General features: G+C 60.3%; 13 protein-coding genes and 1 pseudogene. 12 read left to right on the top strand and 2 right to left on the bottom strand.

Annotation, left to right across the window (positions count from 1 at the left end; all coding sequences use genetic code 11):
• The first annotated feature begins 207 nt into the window (after positions 1-207).
• The 10 genes from ACYP5B_RS42115 to ACYP5B_RS42160 all read left to right on the top strand — a co-directional run bounded on the left by ACYP5B_RS42115 (position 208) and on the right by ACYP5B_RS42160 (position 14,083).
• Positions 208-1,590, top strand: coding sequence for an MFS transporter (locus ACYP5B_RS42115; protein WP_400095059.1), 1,383 nt, complete (start codon positions 208-210; stop codon positions 1,588-1,590).
• An 81-nt stretch (positions 1,591-1,671) separates the two neighbouring features.
• Positions 1,672-2,595 carry an amidohydrolase family protein gene (locus ACYP5B_RS42120; RefSeq protein WP_318238661.1) on the top strand — a complete coding sequence of 308 codons (924 nt, stop codon included), beginning with the start codon at positions 1,672-1,674 and terminating at the stop codon, positions 2,593-2,595.
• A 155-nt stretch (positions 2,596-2,750) separates the two neighbouring features.
• Positions 2,751-3,881 (top strand): porin, encoded by a 1,131-nt coding sequence (locus ACYP5B_RS42125; RefSeq protein ID WP_459573553.1) that lies wholly within the window; start codon positions 2,751-2,753, stop codon positions 3,879-3,881.
• Positions 3,882-4,197: 316 nt separating this feature from the next.
• Positions 4,198-5,937 carry a CocE/NonD family hydrolase gene (locus ACYP5B_RS42130; protein ID WP_459573555.1) on the top strand — a complete coding sequence of 580 codons (1,740 nt, stop codon included), beginning with the start codon at positions 4,198-4,200 and terminating at the stop codon, positions 5,935-5,937.
• Between the two features lie 75 nt (positions 5,938-6,012).
• Positions 6,013-6,801: an enoyl-CoA hydratase/isomerase family protein gene (locus tag ACYP5B_RS42135; protein ID WP_459573556.1), complete on the top strand. Its 789-nt coding sequence runs from the start codon at positions 6,013-6,015 to the stop codon at positions 6,799-6,801.
• Between the two features lie 252 nt (positions 6,802-7,053).
• Complete coding sequence (locus tag ACYP5B_RS42140; RefSeq protein ID WP_459573557.1) at positions 7,054-8,808, top strand: FAD-dependent oxidoreductase; 1,755 nt, start codon at positions 7,054-7,056, stop codon at positions 8,806-8,808.
• Positions 8,809-9,151: 343 nt separating this feature from the next.
• A complete protein-coding gene (locus ACYP5B_RS42145; RefSeq protein ID WP_459573558.1) occupies positions 9,152-9,409 on the top strand; it encodes a YtcA family lipoprotein in 258 nt (85 codons plus the stop codon).
• Positions 9,410-9,426: 17 nt separating this feature from the next.
• Positions 9,427-10,482: a multidrug transporter subunit MdtN gene (mdtN, locus tag ACYP5B_RS42150; protein ID WP_400095070.1), complete on the top strand. Its 1,056-nt coding sequence runs from the start codon at positions 9,427-9,429 to the stop codon at positions 10,480-10,482.
• A gap of 9 nt (positions 10,483-10,491) precedes the next feature.
• Positions 10,492-12,594: an FUSC family protein gene (locus ACYP5B_RS42155; RefSeq protein ID WP_459573559.1), complete on the top strand. Its 2,103-nt coding sequence runs from the start codon at positions 10,492-10,494 to the stop codon at positions 12,592-12,594.
• Complete coding sequence (locus ACYP5B_RS42160) at positions 12,581-14,083, top strand: MdtP family multidrug efflux transporter outer membrane subunit (RefSeq protein WP_459573561.1); 1,503 nt, start codon at positions 12,581-12,583, stop codon at positions 14,081-14,083. The genes ACYP5B_RS42155 and ACYP5B_RS42160 overlap by 14 nt, the downstream gene beginning before the upstream one ends.
• A 91-nt stretch (positions 14,084-14,174) precedes the next feature.
• On the opposite strand, the gene ACYP5B_RS42165 is transcribed toward ACYP5B_RS42160, so the two are convergent.
• Positions 14,175-14,861, bottom strand: a complete 687-nt coding sequence (locus tag ACYP5B_RS42165) for a MarR family winged helix-turn-helix transcriptional regulator (RefSeq protein WP_318237952.1) — start codon at positions 14,859-14,861, stop codon at positions 14,175-14,177.
• Between the two features lie 338 nt (positions 14,862-15,199).
• On the opposite strand from ACYP5B_RS42165, the gene ACYP5B_RS42170 reads away from it, so the two are divergent.
• Both ACYP5B_RS42170 and ACYP5B_RS42175 read left to right on the top strand, forming a co-directional pair.
• Positions 15,200-16,936: an AMP-binding protein gene (locus ACYP5B_RS42170; protein ID WP_459573562.1), complete on the top strand. Its 1,737-nt coding sequence runs from the start codon at positions 15,200-15,202 to the stop codon at positions 16,934-16,936.
• 79 nt (positions 16,937-17,015) lie between these two features.
• Positions 17,016-17,927 carry a hydroxymethylglutaryl-CoA lyase gene (locus ACYP5B_RS42175; RefSeq protein WP_459573563.1) on the top strand — a complete coding sequence of 304 codons (912 nt, stop codon included), beginning with the start codon at positions 17,016-17,018 and terminating at the stop codon, positions 17,925-17,927.
• Between the two features lie 3 nt (positions 17,928-17,930).
• Here the strand turns inward: ACYP5B_RS42175 and ACYP5B_RS42180 are convergent.
• Positions 17,931-18,056 (bottom strand): annotated as a pseudogene (locus ACYP5B_RS42180) (IS630 family transposase); the annotation flags it as partial.
• Positions 18,057-18,152: the final 96 nt, after the last annotated feature.

An 18,152-nucleotide genomic window follows, 5' to 3' on the forward strand; every position in this document is an offset into this window, starting at 1 on the left:
ATGTTCATGCGGTAGCGCGCCTCGAAGCGCTGAGAGGGGAACAGGGATGAAGCGAATGTCTTCAGCTTCCGTGTGTTTCACCTGCCGCGGTGGACGCTTATAGGAATGTGACGCTATATGTCCTCGCGATCGTGACTTGACCAATACAGCCCAAGATCGAGGTCTCCCCGGTTTTCTCAACCATCTCCCGTTCGCCAAGGAAAGGTAATGGAAAGTACAGAAAATGTTCGTCGCGATATGCGTGAATTCCTCAATCGAATGCCAATGGGGAAAAAGCAATGGGCGGTCTTTCTTGTCTGTTTTGCAGCTACCGCGATCGAGGGCTTTGACACAATTGTGATTGGGTTCATCGCGCCGGCCATCAGCCAGAGTTGGAAACTCTCGAGCGCAGCGCTCTCGCCTTTGGTCGCATTTGGGCTATTTGGATTGTTGATCGGCTCAATTGTTGGTGGGACGCTGGCTGATCGCGTTGGACGCAGGGTAGTGAGTATTGTGGCGATTGCGTGGTTCGGCATTGCGGGCATTGCGTCCTGCGAGGCTCAATCGATCGTCCAGCTTATTTCTTGGCGATTCATAACCGGTCTAGGCATCGGGGCTGCGATGCCTGCCACGTCGGCTCTCGTGGCGGAATTTAGTCCAGACCGTTCGCGCTCCGCGATGCTCGCGTCGATGTATTGCGGCTTTCTCTTCGGAGCCGCCGCTGCTGGCTTTGTGACCTCCTTCGCAATTGGTGCATTGGGGTGGAGGGGCATGCTCCTATTGAGTGGTGTAATGCCCCTTTGCGTCGTGATCCTCCTGGTATGGCAGGTTCCAGAGTCCCCCCTTTATCTGGTAGCAAGCAACAAGTCGGACACGGCGGTGAAGCGCGTTGTGGCAAAGATCTTTCCGGCGGTAGATTGTTCTGGCATGCGCTTCTTTCTTGCCGCGCCGAGTGGGAAGCGGTCCGGAATCCGTGCGCTCCTGGGGAAGGAGTATCGACTCGGAACCCTGCTGACATGGTTTGCTGAATTCGCGGGATATCTAGTTTTCTTTCTTATCGGAAGTTGGCTCCCGACGCATTTGAAGCAGGCCGGACTATCGATGCACGATGCTTCGCAATTGTCCTCGATGTTCCAGTTTGGCGCGCTTGGCGGGGCGATCCTCTTCGCTATCCTGGTTCGTCGGTTTAACGTCGCCGCAGTCATATCAGCCTCGTTTGGCGCGGGTTCGGTGCTCATAGTAGCCCTCGGTATGTCAGAAGCGGCGCCTTGGTATGCGGCCGCGGTCTTCCTGGCAGGGCTGGCTATCGGAGGTCCCCTGATATGCGTCAACACCATACCGGGAATCTTTTATCCCACTGCGTTTCGGGCGGCGGGCGGTGGCTGGACCGTTTCGATCGGCAGACTGGGTTCGATTATCGGTTCGGCACTGATCGGCCTGATAGTTGTTTCGAATCTTCCTTACCTGCTCGTATGCGTTGTCTTGTCGATACCGCTCCTGCTAGCTTGCGGAAGCATGATTGCCATGGCGCGTGTTCTCGCGGGACAACAGGGCTTAGGCGGCAAACAAACGGAAAGTGTCGGTTCGGCATCGAAGATCGCGGCCGAATAATACAAGAATATCTGGTTATTTTGATGTCGCTTGATATCGGATTACCACATCCTTTAACAGGAATACCTGGAGGCAAAGATAATGTCAAAAAGAAAGATCGATACACATCAGCATTTTCTGCCGAAGTTGTATGTGGACGCCGTAGGGCTGGACCTCTTGAGCGCGGCGATGCCGGGCGGTGTCGCTCCAACCTGGTCCGCAGAGGCAGCCATCGCAATGATGGATGAGAACGGCATTGACGAAGGCATCTTGTCTATCTCGTCAGGGCCGGCCATTCCGGATGCCGCCACGCTACTGAGGAAATGCAACGACCACGCTGCGGAGCTCCGGTCCCGGTTTAACGGCCGGTTCGGTTCCTTCGCGAGCTTGCCGCTTCCAGACATCGAGGCGGCGTTGAAGGAGGTTAGCTACTGCCTCGACGAATTGAAGGTTGATGGTTTCATCCTTTTCACTAACTACGACGGAAGGTATCTGGGCCACGAGCATTTCACTCCATTGCTGGAGGAGCTTGACAGGCGCGGGGCGGTTGCATTTATTCACCCCAATCAGCCGCCGCATGATATTCCGTCCGTCGCTCCGGCGTCCGTGCTCGAGTATCCCTTTGAGACAACGCGTACCGCCACAAGTCTGATCATGTCAGGGGCGATGAGCCGCTACAAGAACGTCCGGTTCATTCTCTCGCATGCGGGAGGCACTTTGCCTTTTCTTGTGCCTCGGCTCGCGCTCTCCATTTCAATGATGCCGCCGGTCGCTGAGCGAGTAGGTGACTCGCTCGCGGCAGTCAGGTCCTTTTACTTTGACACGGCGCTGTCCGCGGGTACCCCAGCCCTGGCTTCGCTTGCGCAAGTGGCGGACCCTGAGCGCATCCTCTTTGGAACGGATTTCCCGTTTGCCCCGACAAGCGCCATCCGGCGTTTTGGATCGGTATTGGATGCCATCGAGATCCCTGGGATCGAGATGGCAAAGGTGTACGGTGAGAATGCCGCTCGACTGCTTGGGCGTTAGCAGTATGCGGGGCCGGAGGAGGGGCCCGCGATAGCAGCGCCAGAGGATGAAGGCTGGCCCGCACCCACAAGGCGGAAACAAGGCGGAATGAGAAGCCTTGAACGCCCACTAGCACCGGTTCAAGGCTTCAGCATAAGAATTCAGGGGAGACAGAAATGAAGAAGTCACTATTGCCGTTCGTACTGCTGAGCGCAGTTGGTGCTGCACAGGCTCAGTCGAGCGTCACGGTATATGGCGTGGTGGATTCCAACGTTGAATTTGCCACCAACGTGAAGAACGCAAGCGGCGGATCAGACAGCCGATTTGCGGTAAATGGTGGCGGCCTGTCCGGCTCGCGCTGGGGCCTGCGCGGTGTCGAGGATCTGGGCCGCGGTCTAAGCGGTTTGTTCGTGTTGGAAGGCGGCATAGGAGTGGACACTGGCACCTTGCAGCAAGGGGGACGCTTGTTTGGCCGTCAAGCATTTGTCGGCCTGCAGAGTGCCACCTACGGCAAGATCACCCTTGGCCGCCAATATACCTCGCTTGACGAAGCGTTATCCAATTTCTCGCCTGCTTATTATGCGAACACGTATGAGCCGGTGATTGCCGTGGTTGGGCCGGCATTCCGCGAAGACAACACAGTAAAGTACACGGGTACGTTCGGAGCCGTCACCGTGGGCGCCCATTGGTCCTTTGGCACGGGCGCGAGCTTTGGCAGCGTGGGCGGTGCTAGCATCGGCGGCTCCGGCGAAGCCCCCGGCCAGTTCCGCCGCGATTCCGGATACGGTGCCCAAGTCTCTTATCTGGGCGACGTGTTCGGCGCTACTATCGCCTATGATCAGGTCAACCCGAGCATCACCAACGGTAGCACATTCCTTGGTACCGGTACCGTCAAGAAGGCCGCCGCCGCCGTCAGCTACTCCATTGGCCCGGCAAAAATCGAGGGAGGCTATCGCTGGGGCAGGTCGAGTGTGTCTGGGCTGACTCTGGTGCGCGATGACATGTATTGGGCTGGCGCAGCCTACCAGGTCACGCCCGCCTTTGGCCTGACGGTGGACTACTTTTACCAGAGATTCCACTCATCGACTTTGCCCGCTCTGCACCCTCCAGGCAATCCCTGGCAGCTCATGTTCATCGCCGACTACAATTTCTCCAAGCGAACAGACGTGTACTTGACTACTGCTTACTCCAAGAATTCCGGCCTCGCCTTGGACACAGCGTCGATCGGTTTCTCCAATGGCTACCCGCTTGGGGGAACCAAGACCAATATGCTCGGCGTTGCAGTGGGTATTCGACATAAGTTCTGAAACACTTCCAAATCCAATTTTCAAAGGCACCTCAGGGTGCCTTGCCTTTTGCCTTTTGCCCTTTGCCCTTCCGTTAAGTTCTTGAAGGAACGGATGCGCGCACTGTGACGCTCGCGCTGGAGTCGGTGAACTGCGCGATTGCACTGTCAGCGAACACGAGCACGCACCATCGCTCATGAGCGCAGTTTACCTTGCAAACTTTACGTTCGTGAAATATAGTAGTTTTGAACAACGACTAGCGACGAAGCAGGCTTCGCTTTCAAGCGACGACTCCGCTGTCAGTTGAAGGCAAACATGCAAACCAATGGAGTGAGACATGATTGAGGAACGCGACGTCACCGTAACGATGCGAGACGGCACTCGCCTCGCCGTCGACGTCTATCGACCGGATGGCGATGGCAAATATCCAGTGCTGTATGCCTCGGCGCTGCACAACAAGGATCTTCAAGGTCCGGACATTGCCGATGTGCTGCCACCACAGCCCGCGCATGCTCCGCTCTGGTTCGGACCAATTGAAGCAGGGGACACCCGTCGCTTTATCGCTAATGGCTACGTGCATGTCATCGCACAACCCAGGGGCTCCGCGAAATCGGAAGGGCATTACGGCGAAGAGAATACGGACCACTATGACATGATCGAATGGATCACGCAGCAGCCGTGGGCGGACGGCAATGTCGGGATGGTTGGTATCTCAGGTTTTGCTGGGGAACAATGGCGTGCGGCCGCGCAGGGGCACCCCGCGCTCAAGGCCATCTTCCCATACGATGCCTGCAGCGCCTACGGCGGCATGTTTGGATTTCGCGACTTCAACCCTGGTGGCGTGATTCATACCTTCCCTTACTTGCTTGACGTCTTCAGTACCGTGCACGAATCGCGCAGTCTGCCGGGCACGCTATCGGACGAGCAGGAGGAACTATGGCGTGCGGCCATGGCCAATCCCGACTACAAGATGTACATCAACTTGTACAACATTCTGACGCAGAAGGGGCAGCGAACATGGGTGATGTACCACATCATGACGAACCCCTGGGAGCCGGAGGGGACGATCGAGCGAGCCGAGGAGAACTTCCAGTCGATCAAGATCCCGTTCTACACCGGTTCCGGAGCTTACGCATACACCTACAAGCTGCATTGGCTAGGCGCCCAGCACTACTTCGGGAACGTCAAGCAGCCACGCAAGCTGCTTTTCACAGGGCCAGCTCATCTGGAACGGCCATTCCATCAGTACCACGACGAGGTCATTCGTTGGTATGACTACTGGCTCAAGGGTATCGAGACCGGCATCATGGATGAACCGCCGGTTCGCTACTGGGTGATGGGCGCCAACGAATGGCGTACTGGCAGCGACTGGCCATTGCCTGAGACGCAATGGACCAAGTATTACCTTTCCAGCTGGGAGAAGCTCACGACGGATGCACCCCGGCCGAGCGGCGAGATCGGCAATGCGCAGCGGGAGCCCGATGTTTTCTCGCAGATGCCGCTCAAGATGACCACAAAGGTCGAGCGCCTGCGATACATGACGGAACCGCTCCCTCACGACGTTTTGCTCGCCGGCCCGATTTCCCTGACGCTTTACGCAGAAATCGATCAGACAGACACGAACTGGATTGTGGTGCTGAAGGATGTGGGTCCAGACGTATCGGTAGTTACTGCACGCGTTGGTGAACGAACCGTACCAGATACGTTACCGGAACGGGAACTTACTCGTGGATGGCTGAAAGCGTCATATCGGGCGACGGACCCGGATCGATCCACCCCATGGGAGCCGTTCCACAAGCTGACGAAGAACTCCATCAAACCTGTCACGCCAGGCGAGATCGTCAAGTACGAGATTCAGGTGCTGGCGACGGCCAACCAATTCAAGGCCGGACATCGTATCTGCATCGAGATCTGTAGCCTCGATGCGCCTACGGGTACTGGGGCGATGACAGACGTTGAATACATTCCGTATCACGTCTGCAATAGCAACACGGTCACCCACAAGATCTACCGGGACGCGGATCACCCGTCCCACTTGCTTTTGCCGTTGATTCCGCTCGCTAAGCAGGATTCCTGAACTCCGTTTCGTTCATCGAACCTGTTAGCGCAGAAATGAATGGTGTTGGAATATGCGATACCAAAGGACTAGATCATGAAAAGCATCCGATTTGAACGCAACGGAAACGTTGGGAATATCGTACTGGCGAATCCGCCCTACAACCGTCTGGACACGCGTTTCGCCCAGTGCCTCGAGGAAGCCGTTCGCGAAGCCAGCGAAGCCGATATTCGGGTACTTGTCGTTCGCGCCGAAGGGCCGAACTTTAGCCTGGGAGGAGAGGTCCGTGAATGGCCCGGGAAAGACGTAAACTGGTTCCGTACATTCGTCGCGCACGTCAACAGCTCCTATCGCGCAATTGAGGCGCTCCGCGTCCCGACCGTGGCAGTAGTGCAAGGCGCTGCATTCGGTGGCGGCTTTGAGCTCGCGCTGGGTTGTGACTTCATTGTGGCTGCAAGTGACGCACTATTCCAATGTGTTGAGGTGACGACGGCGATGCTTCCCATCGCGGGAGCACTGCAACGACTGGCGGAGCGTGTGGGCCGCAGCCGAGCATCCCGTTTTGCCATGCTGGGCGAACCCATTCCTGGCAGCCTGGCTGGGGAACTTGGGATTGCTACACACGTGGCAGAGCCTGATTCGCTTGAACGTGTCGCGACGGACCTCATTTCGCGACTAGCGGACGGGCCAACGCTTTCCTACGCGGCTACCCGCACGCTCTTGAAGGCTTGGTCAAGCGGCGGCGTTGCTGGCGCCGATACCGTGATGCTGGATGTGACCATGGGCTTATATAACACCGAGGATGCCATCCGGGGATTTGCTAGCACCGCTAAGGCTTTCGACGCCGACCAGGTTCCGCCCGATCTAGTCTTCCAGGGGAAATAATTGGAGCTTTTGGCTTAGGAACGCGCGGCAACCCGTTGCATTCGCAGCGAACAGGTAGCGCTACCGATTTGTTCGATGCAGCACATGAGGCAGTGGACTCCTTCGCATGTGCTGCTTTTTTTCACGAACAGACTTGAGTCCACGGGCTCCCGGTCGCATACAGCGCACCGGTCCCAGACGGTCGCTGAGTCAAGTATGTAGCTGCCCCAGGATCAAAGAGGGTGACGGCACTTATATAGTAGGAGATGAGATATGCCTGAAGTAAAAACAGATGTGCTTATCATTGGAACGGGGCCGGCTGGTTCCGCCTGTGCCGCACTGCTCTCGACCTATGGTATCGAGAACATGGTCGTCAACAACTATCGGTGGTTGGCCAACACGCCTCGAGCGCATATCACAAACCTACGCACGATGGAGGTTCTCCGCGATCTTGGAAAGGAAGTAGAACAGGAAGCTTACCTGCACGCGACCGATGAGGATCTGATGGGAGGAACGGTATTCTGTGAGAGTCTCGTGGGGGAGGAGATCGGTCGCGTGCCGAGTTGGGGGGCACATCCCCTTTCCAGGGCAGAGCGCAGACTGTCCAGTCCTGCAAGGATGAACGATCTTCCGCAGACTTTCATGGAGCCGCTTTTGTTCAAGACGGCTTGCACTCGCGGTACGCAGGCACGGATGAGTACGGAGTACCTGAGCCACACGCAGACCGACGACGGTGTGGTTACGCAATGCCGCGACAAGTTGACCGGAGAAGAATTCACCGTCCGCTCAAAATACCTCGTCGGCGCGGACGGAGGGAACTCCAGGGTCGCAAAGAATGCTGGTCTGCCATTCGAAGGGCAGATGGGTGTGCGAGGGTCCATGAATATCTGGTTCCGAGCCGATTTGTCCGAGTTTGTCGCGCATCGCCCCGCCGTTCTGTATCCGATCATGCAGCCGGGCGCAGAAGTAGGCGGAATCGGGATGGGCCTGATTCGTATGGTCCGACCCTGGCACGAATGGTTGATCGTCTGGGGCTATGACATCAACGAGCCAACCCCTGTAGTCGACGAGGCAAGGGCCACTGCGATCGCGCGCCAGTTGGTAGGCAAGCCGGATCTCGAGATCGAACTGCTGGGCACTAGTACGTGGACGGTGAACAATATGTATGCGACCCGCATGCAGGACGGGCGCGTGTTTTGCATGGGCGATGCCACCCACCGGCACCCCCCGTCCGGTGGACTCGGCTCCAATACCTCGATTCAGGACGCATTCAATCTTGCGTGGAAACTTGCGGCAGTGATCAAAGGGCAAGCCGGAGAAGGGCTTCTGGAGAGTTATTCGACGGAGCGCGCCCCGATTGCAAAGCAGGTGGTCACGCGCGCAAACCAGTCGATCGCCGAATTTGCGCCGCTCTACGACGCGCTCGGCATTGCCGAATCGACGGATGCGGGAGCCATGCAGTCCAATATGCATGCCCGTAGTCAGGCGACCAAGGCTGCGGAAAGGCAGCGCGAGGCAATTCGCGAGGCCCTGGCGCTCAAGCGATATGAGCTGGACGCCCAAGGGGTGGAGATGAACCAACGGTACCAGTCGAGAGCGGTGGCGACTGACGGGAGTACCGAACCGGCCTTCGAGCGCGACCCGGAACTGTATTACCAGTCGACAACATACCCGGGTGCGCGGCTCCCACATGCGTGGGTGTTTGACGCGCGGGGTCGGCAGCATTCAACGCTGGACCTGACTGGCCACGGTCGTTTCGTCATCCTCACTGGCGTGGGAGGTGAAGCCTGGGTGGACGTGGCCTCGGAGGTGGGCAAGAAGCTGGGCGTACAGATCGATGTACGCATCATTGGCCCGCGCCAGCAGTATGCAGACCACACGGGCGATTGGGCTCGTGCCCGCGAAGTCAGCGACAGTGGCTGCGTGTTGACGCGCCCCGATCATCACGTCGCCTGGCGTAGCTTTGCTTTGCCAGCGGACCCCATCGCAGAGCTTCTCCAGGTCATGCTTGGCGTGCTGTCGAGATAGTGGCCGAAGACAGTCAAATGTTGATTGATGATGGTGTAGCGATGAGACGCACTTTTGGGTGATCGGTAACAAGGAAATCGAAGGCAGCGGCGCATGGCTGATACGAGCTCGCGCGTGAAGGCGGCGCGCCCGTCGGAGTGGCTAGAAGTCCACAATTGTGGATGAGGCTTGAAGACGGGTGCGTCGTCACCGAAGATGGACTCTGGCGTTCGGAAAATCCAGTGATTCAGGCTTAGGCTAGCTTCCATGGGCCATAAATCTCGAGCAAAATGCGGAAGGACATTTCCGGAAAGCATCGGCTTATTCCGGCATCCGTGCGCAGCGCTGAAAAAGGGGAGGCGCCATGAGAGCGATCGGGGTTGCTACTGTCGTTGGCCCGTCTATCGGAGGCTGCGCAAAGTCGCCATCCCTGAGCGTGCTCGGTGCCTATTTTCCCGACTGGATGTTCTGCATCATCGCTGGCGTTGCACTTGCCATCGCCTGCTACCTGGTTCTTGAACGCGCCGGGTCCGGATATTGGCTGGGCCCGCCGGCGGTGGCCTATCCGGCACTCACCACACTATTCTCCCTTGTTGTCTGGTTGATCCTGTTCCGGCATTGACCCGTTCGGGAAAAATCATGACAACAACGGACAACAAGAAAAAAAAGGCGTGGCCGGCCGTCGTGCTGGTCGTGGTCACGATGGTGCTGCTGGTCCTGGTCATCTGGTTGCTGGACCGGTCCCCGCGCACCGACGATGCCTATGTCTATGCCGATGCCATCGACGTGGTGCCGGAGGTCAACGGCCGCATTGTCCAGCTCGCTGTGCGCGACAACCAGGCGGTAAGGCAAGGCGACCTGCTGTTCCAGATCGACCCTCGCCCGTACCAGGATGCCCTGACGCGGGCCAAGGCATCCCTGGTCGCACTGGACCAGCAGATCATGCTGCATCAGCGCACGGTGAATGCGCAGCAGTACAACGCCCAGTCCGCCCGGGCAGCTGTCGAGCGCGCCCGGGCTACCGCCACCCAGGCGGCGGACACCCTGCGCCGCACTGAGCCGCTCCTGCCGCAAGGCTATGTGTCCGCGGAAGATGTCGACCGCGCCCGTACCGCGCAGCGCGCCACCCAGGCCGAACTCAATGCGATACAACTGCAGGCGCAGCAGGCCGCTGCAGCGGTAACCGGGGTCGAGGCACTGGTTGCACAGCGCGCCGTAGCCCTGGCAGAAATCTCCCTGGCCGAGCTTCACCTGGAGTTCGCCACCGTGCGCGCGCCCTTCGACGGACGAGTGGCGTCGCTGAAGACTTCGACTGGCCAGTTCGCTTCCGCGCTCAAGCCGGTATTCACGCTGATTGATACCCGCAACTGGTATGTCGTGGCGAACTTCCGGGAAACGGAGCTGAAAGGCATCCGGGCCGGCACGCCGGCCACCGTCTACCTGATGAGCGACACCGGCCAGCGCTTTCGCGGCACGGTCGATTCGATCAGCTATGGCGTCGCGCCCGAAGAAGGCGGCCTGGCGCTGCCCGGCGGCCTGCCACGAATTCAGCGCACGCTTAACTGGGTGCACGTTTCGCAGCGCTTCCCGGTCAAGATCCGCATCGAAAATCCCAATCCGGAACTGTTCCGGGTTGGCACGTCTGCCGTTGCCATCCTGCATGCCGAGGGTGGCAGCGCCGGCGCGCAGCGCTGAGGCCCCGGCATGAGCGCGAGCACCTACCTGCCGGACAGCGTGCTGCGAGCGGGGGCATACCTGCGCAGCCAGCTTGCCCCGTATCCGGGACGCGTCAACATCATGCTGCGCTGCATGCTCACCAGCGCCATCGTGATCGTCGTATCGATGGCGCTGCAGGTCCCGTCCCTGGCGCTCTCGCTGCTCGTGGTGTTCTATGTCACGCAGTCCAACGTCGTGGTCACCCGGCTGGTGGGCATAATGTTCATGGTGGGATCGACGCTGGCCATCGGCCTTTCGATCCTGCTGCTCAAGCTGACGTTTGACTATCCCTTGCTGCGCATCGTGGCGGCCAGCCTGCTGTTCTTCGGCAGCGTCTACCTGATGCGCATCCTGAAGATTGGCATCATCTTCTTCATCGTTGCCATCGTCGTCATCTATGTGCAGACGTTCGTCGATCGCACCGGCGAAGCTGAATTGCTGATCCGTGCCGTGCTGTGGGTCTGGGTCGCGGTCAACTACCCGATTGCGCTGACGCTGCTGATCAACACGCTGCTGCTTCCCGCCGAGCCACAGCGGCAGCTCAAGGCCGAAATCCACCGGCAGCTGGGCGCGGTTGATGCCCATCTGGCCTGCCTGATCGACGGTACGCCGGTGGCCGAGCCCATCACGCCGCTGGCGATCCAGCAAGGCGCGATGACGCTGCAGAAGCTCCTCAAGTTCGCCACCATGCGGGACGCACGCTACCGGCATGACATGCCGCATCAACTGGCCTGCGTTGCCACCGTGTCGCGCCTGTATCGGGCAGCGTCCGACCTGCCGGACGCCATGCCTGGCCCCTCCGCGGCGCCGCTGGTCGCGCTGCGGCAGCTGCGCACGAACTGCCAGGCGCTGGACGCAGCCCTGGCCGCCGACAACCGGTATCAGTACACGCCACCCGCCGCACCCGCCCAGGGCGGCCCCGCGCCCTTGCCGGCAGCCGCAGAAGACATGCAGCGGGCACTGGTGGCGCTGGCCGATGCCGATTCGGCCGCCGGCGCAGCCGCCAAGGCGCCGGCGCAGCCGCCGATGGTGGTGGCGGACGCACTGACCAACCCGACATACCTGAGGTTCGCGCTCAAGACCCTGTTCGCCGTGCTGATCTGCTATGTCTTCTATACGGGCGCCGACTGGCAAGGGGCGCACACGATCATGCTGACCTGCGTGATCATCGCCCTGCCCAGCCTCGGCGCGTCGATGCAGCGGGCGCTGCTGCGCGTTGGCGGCGCGCTCACCGGCAGCGCGCTGGCGCTCCTCATGGTGGTGTTTGTCGTTCCGCATCTCGACAGCATCGTGGACCTGCTGCTGATGACGCTTCCGGTGGTAGCGCTCGCCGCATGGATCGCCGCCGGATCGGAGCGGATCGGCTATGCCGGGACCCAGATCCTGTTCACGTTCTCCCTCGCCCTGCTCGAGCGGTTCGGCCCCACCATCGATCTCACGGAAATCCGCGACCGCATGGCCGGCATTCTGCTTGGGGTTGCCATTTCCACCGTGGTGCAGATGTCGCTCTGGCCGGAAGCCGAAGGCGATGCCTTGCGGCAAAAGCTGGCCGGCATGCTGCGCGCGGTCGCCAGGCTGCTGGAGCCTGCCGGGACCGGCACGGCGCCCGGGCATCTGACCTCGTCCCAGCAGCAACTGCAGACCTGGGCCGCGTTGTCCGATTGCGAGGACACGCTCGCCCGCGTGGCGCTCGAACCAAACTGGCAGGAAGGAGAACAGGCACTGCTCACGCTGCGTGCGCAGGCAGTGCTTGCGCAGGGGCGGGAGATCATGCTGGCGGCCAATGCACTCCACAATGCACTGGAGACCAGTGAGGCTCGCCTGGCCAGCGCAGACGACGGCAAGGTGCTCGCGCTTCAGGCGCAGGCCGCCGCGCTGCTCGGGCACTATGCCGACGCCCTGGTTGCCAGGCCCCCCTCGGCGCAGGCGCCGCGGCCCGTCGAGTTCCCCGTGCCCGGCGATGAGCAACTCCCGGAGCCGGTTCTCTCGGCGATGCACAACCTGGTTCGCCAATTGTGCGGCCTGCCCGACTGGCAATCGGCGGCGGCAACTTTCCCCATGGTGCTTCGTGAATCCCATGATGCCGGTTGACTGCAGGCCATCCGGCCTGCCTTATCTGCCCAGTCGGCTCGCCGTCAACCTGCTGGCTGTCGGGCTCCTGCTCGTCGCGGGTGGCTGCGCCCTGATCCACGAAAACGGGGTGCCCACACCGGAAATCTCCGTTGATCAGATCCGCCTGGCCGACGATATCCGCCTGGCGCGCGATGGCTGGCCAGAGGCGCGCTGGTGGACGCGCTACGATGATCCCCAGCTCGACGCCCTGATCGAGCGCGCGCTGGCGGATGCGCCGAGCATGGAGGTCGCGCGCAGGCGCGTCGCACAGGCTAAGACGGACGTCGAACTGGTCAAGTCCGGTACGGGCCTGCAGGCGGTGGCCATTGGCGTGATCGATCGCGAGCACGCTTCCGCCAACGGCTTCCTTGGGCCATTCGCGAGGAACGAGCCGGCTCTCGGTCTCGACGGTCCCTGGTATACGGAGGGCATCGTCGGGGTCGGCGCCAGTCTCGACATCGACCTCTGGGGTCTGCACCGCGCGGAAGTTGCCGCATCAATCGGGCTGGGCAATGCGCGCCTGGCCGAAGCGTACGCTGTCGAGCTGGAACTCTCCACCGATGTGGCGCAGTTGTACTACGGCATCCAGACCAACCACCAGTTGGTCGAACTGCTGGAGCAATTCCGGGAGGTGGCTGGCTTCTCGGTGCAGACGCACCAGGCTCGCGCAGCACGCGGGTTGGAATCTCGCACGCTCGTCGAGGAGGCGCAGGCGCAACAGTTGACGGTGGAACGCCAGCTTGTGGCGGCGCGCGGCACCGGACGGCAGTTGCTCGAGTCGCTGCGGGCACTGATCGGCGCCGGACCGAGCGACATGCCTGAGATCCGGCCAGTGCCGCTGCCCCGGATCAGCGCTGGCGTGCCGGAAGCGCTGTCGTATGAGCTGTTGGCGCGGCGTCCGGACCTGCAGGCCTTGCGGTGGGTGGTGCAAGCCTCCTTCGACCGGATCGATGCCGCCAAGGCCGCCTTTTATCCGCGCTTCGACATCCGGGCCTTCTTTGGCTTCAATGCCCTTCACCTGTCGGACCTGTTCACCCGCGCAAGCCAGCAGATCAACCTGATTCCCGGCCTCACCTTGCCGATCTTCGATGGCGGGCGGCTGAACGCAAACCTGGGCGGCGCCCGCACGGCGAGCAACACGCTGATCGCGCAGTACAACCAGGCCGTGCTCAATGCGGTGCGGGACGTGGCCGTTACCGGAACACGCCTGCAGGCCCTGGACGACGAGGCACAGCTGCAACGACGCAAGGTTCAGGCCATTTCATTCGCGCGCGACAGTGCCGAAGCACGGTACCAGCGAGGGCTCGGCAGCCGGTACCTGGCAATGGAAGCGCGGCAGCCGCTGATTGCCGAGCAGATTGCGCTGCTGACTGTCGATGGCCAGAAGCTCAGCCAGGAAATCGCGCTCGCCAAGGCGCTTGGCGGCGGCTACCGCGCCGATGCGCCGGTTGAAGTGAGGCCGCGCTGAGCGCGTCGGGTGCCTGCATCCTGCGAAGTCAGCCTTTGAACGTATCGATCCTACCCGCAATGACTGCATTGATCGGGCATTTTCGGAACCCTTAGCGGCCGCGCGGAGGCCGTCGGCCCGCCGCCTTGGATCGTGGGGCCGATGGCCCGCTTTCGGCTTCGTCTTCCAGATCTGGAAGCACCAATTCTTCCATCAATGCCAGCGTCCGAAGGCAGAACGCGTTTCCGGCAGCACGTTCATCCTCCGAGAAGCGTGCCATTGCCGGTGCGACCGACGACTCTTTGGCAAGCTTCACTACCGCTTGCTCGACCGCTTCGAGCCCCTTCTTCGTAAGATGAACGATAAATCCACCAGCGTGGCCGGGATCGATCATGCGCTCTACCATGCCGTGACCGGCAAGCCTGTCAATCTTCTTGGTAATTGCCCCAGAGGTTACGATAAGAGCGCGATACAGGTCCGTGGGGCGCTTTGCATATGGGGGGCCTCCCCGACGCAGTGCAAGCAACACGCGCATGTCGGACCCGCTGATGCCCCATACGCGCTGACACATCCGATCAAAAGCTCGCTCGACGAGCGTACCGAGCCGCATGAAATAGATCGCGAGCAGGAAGTTTGAAAGATCCAGATCGCTTCGCTCATGCTGCCACTGCAGCGTAATGAGTTCGATGTGACTGCTGCCAGACAAACGTGGCTTTCGATTCGAATCCGGCGACGTAGCCGACGCCGGCTTCTTGGGCGTTCGGCGGGGTGTAGGTTGCTTCGCGACGGCGGCGGTCATCGATTTTGCTTCCTTGGAAGGACGAAGTTTAGTTGCTGCCGCTTGTTACCCACAGCGCGGCCGCGCTCCATTGTACGTAATTTCCCAGATTCGACGAAGCGCATGGTGCGGTGGCAAGGGTTCGGGATGATCGATGCTCGATGGTCTCAAGCACCCGGCCGCCCGGCACAAGAGCATCCCGGTCAAGCAGCTGGAAGCAACCCCGTGCGACTCCGTGCGAAACAAGCTGACGCCACAACCGAACATTTGTTGGTACTTTACTTTACGATCGTATAATATATAAACATCGATGGTTAGGGGGGGGCAACGAGCTCGCCCGCAGCACTCTGGAGACGAGTATGACGATGCAGCCTGGGACGTCCCGGCGCGAGATTGACGCGACCTTGCCCGCCAACGGGCTGTCTTATGTGAAGGGTGACACCACCTCGCCGCTTAGCGAACAGACCATACCGGCTCTACTAGCGGAAACGGTTCAGCATCATGGTCGGCGTTCCGCGGTCGTTTTCCGCGAACAGGGCATCCGCTGGAACTGGCAGGAGTTCTCCGACGCCGTGAATGCCATGGCCGCAGGCCTTCACGCCCTCGGCCTGCGCCGAGGCGATCGCATTGGTATCTGGTCGCCTAATCGCGTTGAATGGACGGTGACACAGTTCGCTACGGCCCGCCTTGGCCTGGTATTGGTCAATATCAATCCGGCTTATCGACTGGCCGAGCTGGAATACGCGCTTAACAAGGTGGGCTGCAAGGCGATCGTCGCGCCTGAGTCTTTCAAGACTTCGCGTTATCTGGAGATGCTGCAGACCCTGGCACCCGAACTCCAGCACTGCGAGCCAGGCGCGTTGCAGGCGGCGAGGCTCCCGGCACTACGCTGGGTAATCCGCATGGAAGATGTGCTTACGCCCGGCATGCTGACCTATCGGGACGTGATTGCGCGCGGGGTGGGGGTGGAAGTCAGCGAGCTGGACGCAATATCCGCAAAACTCGATCCTCACGATCCAATCAACATCCAGTTCACGAGCGGCACGACTGGCGCACCAAAGGGTGCCACCCTGACACACCGGAACGTCATCAACAATGCACGCTTCGTAAGCATGGCCATGAGCCTGCGGGAGGAGGACCGGTTATGCATCCCGGTCCCGCTATACCACTGCTTTGGCATGGTGATGTCTGTGCTGGTGTGCACCATCACCGGCGCCTGCATGGTTTTCCCGGGCGAAGCGTTCGACCCGGCGGCGACTATGGCCGCGGTCAGTGAAGAGCGGTGCACCGCTCTTCACGGTGTGCCGACCATGTTCATCGCTCAGCTTGATCACCCGGACTTCGCGACTTACGATTTCTCCAGCCTGCGCACCGGCATCATGGCGGGCGCCCCTTGCCCGATCGAAGTCATGAAGCGAGTGGTGGCCGACATGCATATGACGGAAATCACCATTGCCTACGGCATGACCGAGACGAGTCCTGTCTCTTTCCAAAGCGCCACGGATGATCCTCTCGACAAGCGAGTCTCCACCGTGGGACGGGTGCAGCCGCATCTGGAATGCAAGGTGGTGGATACGGACGGTCAGATCGTACCGGTCGGCGCCACGGGTGAGCTCTGTACACGCGGATACTCGGTCATGCTCGGCTATTGGGACGATGAAACACGCACACGCGAATCGATCCGCGACGGCTGGATGCACACCGGTGACCTGGCCACGATTGATGCTGATGGATACTGCAATATCGTTGGCCGGGTCAAGGACATGCTGATCCGCGGCGGCGAGAACGTCTACCCTCGCGAGATCGAGGAATTCCTGTTCCGCCATCCGAAGGTGCAGTCGGTGCAGGTATTCGGCGTGCCTGACCCCAAGTATGGCGAGGAAATCTGCGCATGGATCGTGCTCAAGCAGGGGCAGGGCGCCACCGAGGAGGAGATCCGCGACTTCTGTCGGGACCAGATCGCTCACTACAAGATCCCGCGCCATATCCGGTTTGTGAGTGAAATGCCGATGACTATCACTGGAAAGGTGCAGAAGTTCGTCATGCGCGAGAGTATGACCCGTGAACTCAATCTCGGCGAAAGCAAGACCGCTTGACTCTGGGCACGCGCAGCTTTTGGCGTTCGCTATCGAAGCAGCCGCGTAGCCCACCATAGCGCAATACCAGGACATTGACATGCCCCATAATGTGAAGATTGTCGAGGTCGGTCCGCGTGACGGACTGCAGAACGAAAAGACGCTGGTAACCACCGACGTCAAGGTCGAACTGATCAACAGGCTGTCCGACGCGGGCTTTGCAAATGTCGAGGCCGCGTCGTTCGTGTCGCCGAAGTGGGTGCCGCAGATGGCCGATGGCGCCGACGTCATGGCGTGCATCGCCCGGCGCCCCGGGACGCTTTACTCGGTGCTGGCGCCGAACATGAAGGGGTTCGAAGGCGCCATCGCTTCCGACGCCGACGAGGTGGTGATCTTCGGTGCCGCCAGCGAGGCGTTCTCGCAGAAGAACATCAACTGCTCGATCGCCGAATCCATGACACGCTTCGAACCCGTGGCCGCGGCGGCAAGGAAAGCCGGTGTGCGACTGCGCGGCAGCATCTCGTGTTCGCTCGGCTGCCCGTATCAGGGCGAGGTGCCAGTCCGCGCCGTGGTGGACGTGGTTCGCCGCATGCGCGAACTCGGCTGCGATGAGATCGACATTGCCGATACGATCGGGGTTGGCACGCCGGGCAAGGTGCAAGAAGTAATGCGCGCCGCTGCTGCCGAGTTTCCGATCGATCGGCTGTCGGGCCATTTCCACGACACCTACGGCCAGGCGCTCTCGAACATCCTGGCCAGTCTCGAAGTCGGCATCGGCATCTTCCACGCATCTGTAGCAGGCCTTGGCGGCTGCCCCTATGCCAAGGGCGCTACCGGCAACGTGGCGACCGAGGACGTGCTGTACATGTTGCACGGCATGGGTCTGCACACCGGTATCGAACTTGATGACGTGGTGCGTGCCGGCGACTTTATTTCGCACGCAATTGGCCGGTCCAACAACTCGCGCGTTGGCAAGGCGCTGCTTACGAAGTGGGCGTCCCGTTCGAGCTAGCCAGTGTCCTGTTCCGTTGATTCGCTCACAAAGTCTACTGAGCTTGGCAAGGATCGAATCAGCGGAGGCAGTCCAATTGAATGGCTTGCACTTCTGGTTGTAGTGAGCGACGAAGTGATTGATCTTTTGAGCCTCTTTTGAATTTCAAGTGGGTGGTATCGTGGGCGGATTCCAGGTAAAGAAGAACACAAGCGATGCACAGCAAACTGTTTGAAGCAGCCCTTG

The organism is Cupriavidus sp. 8B (assembly GCF_054589115.1).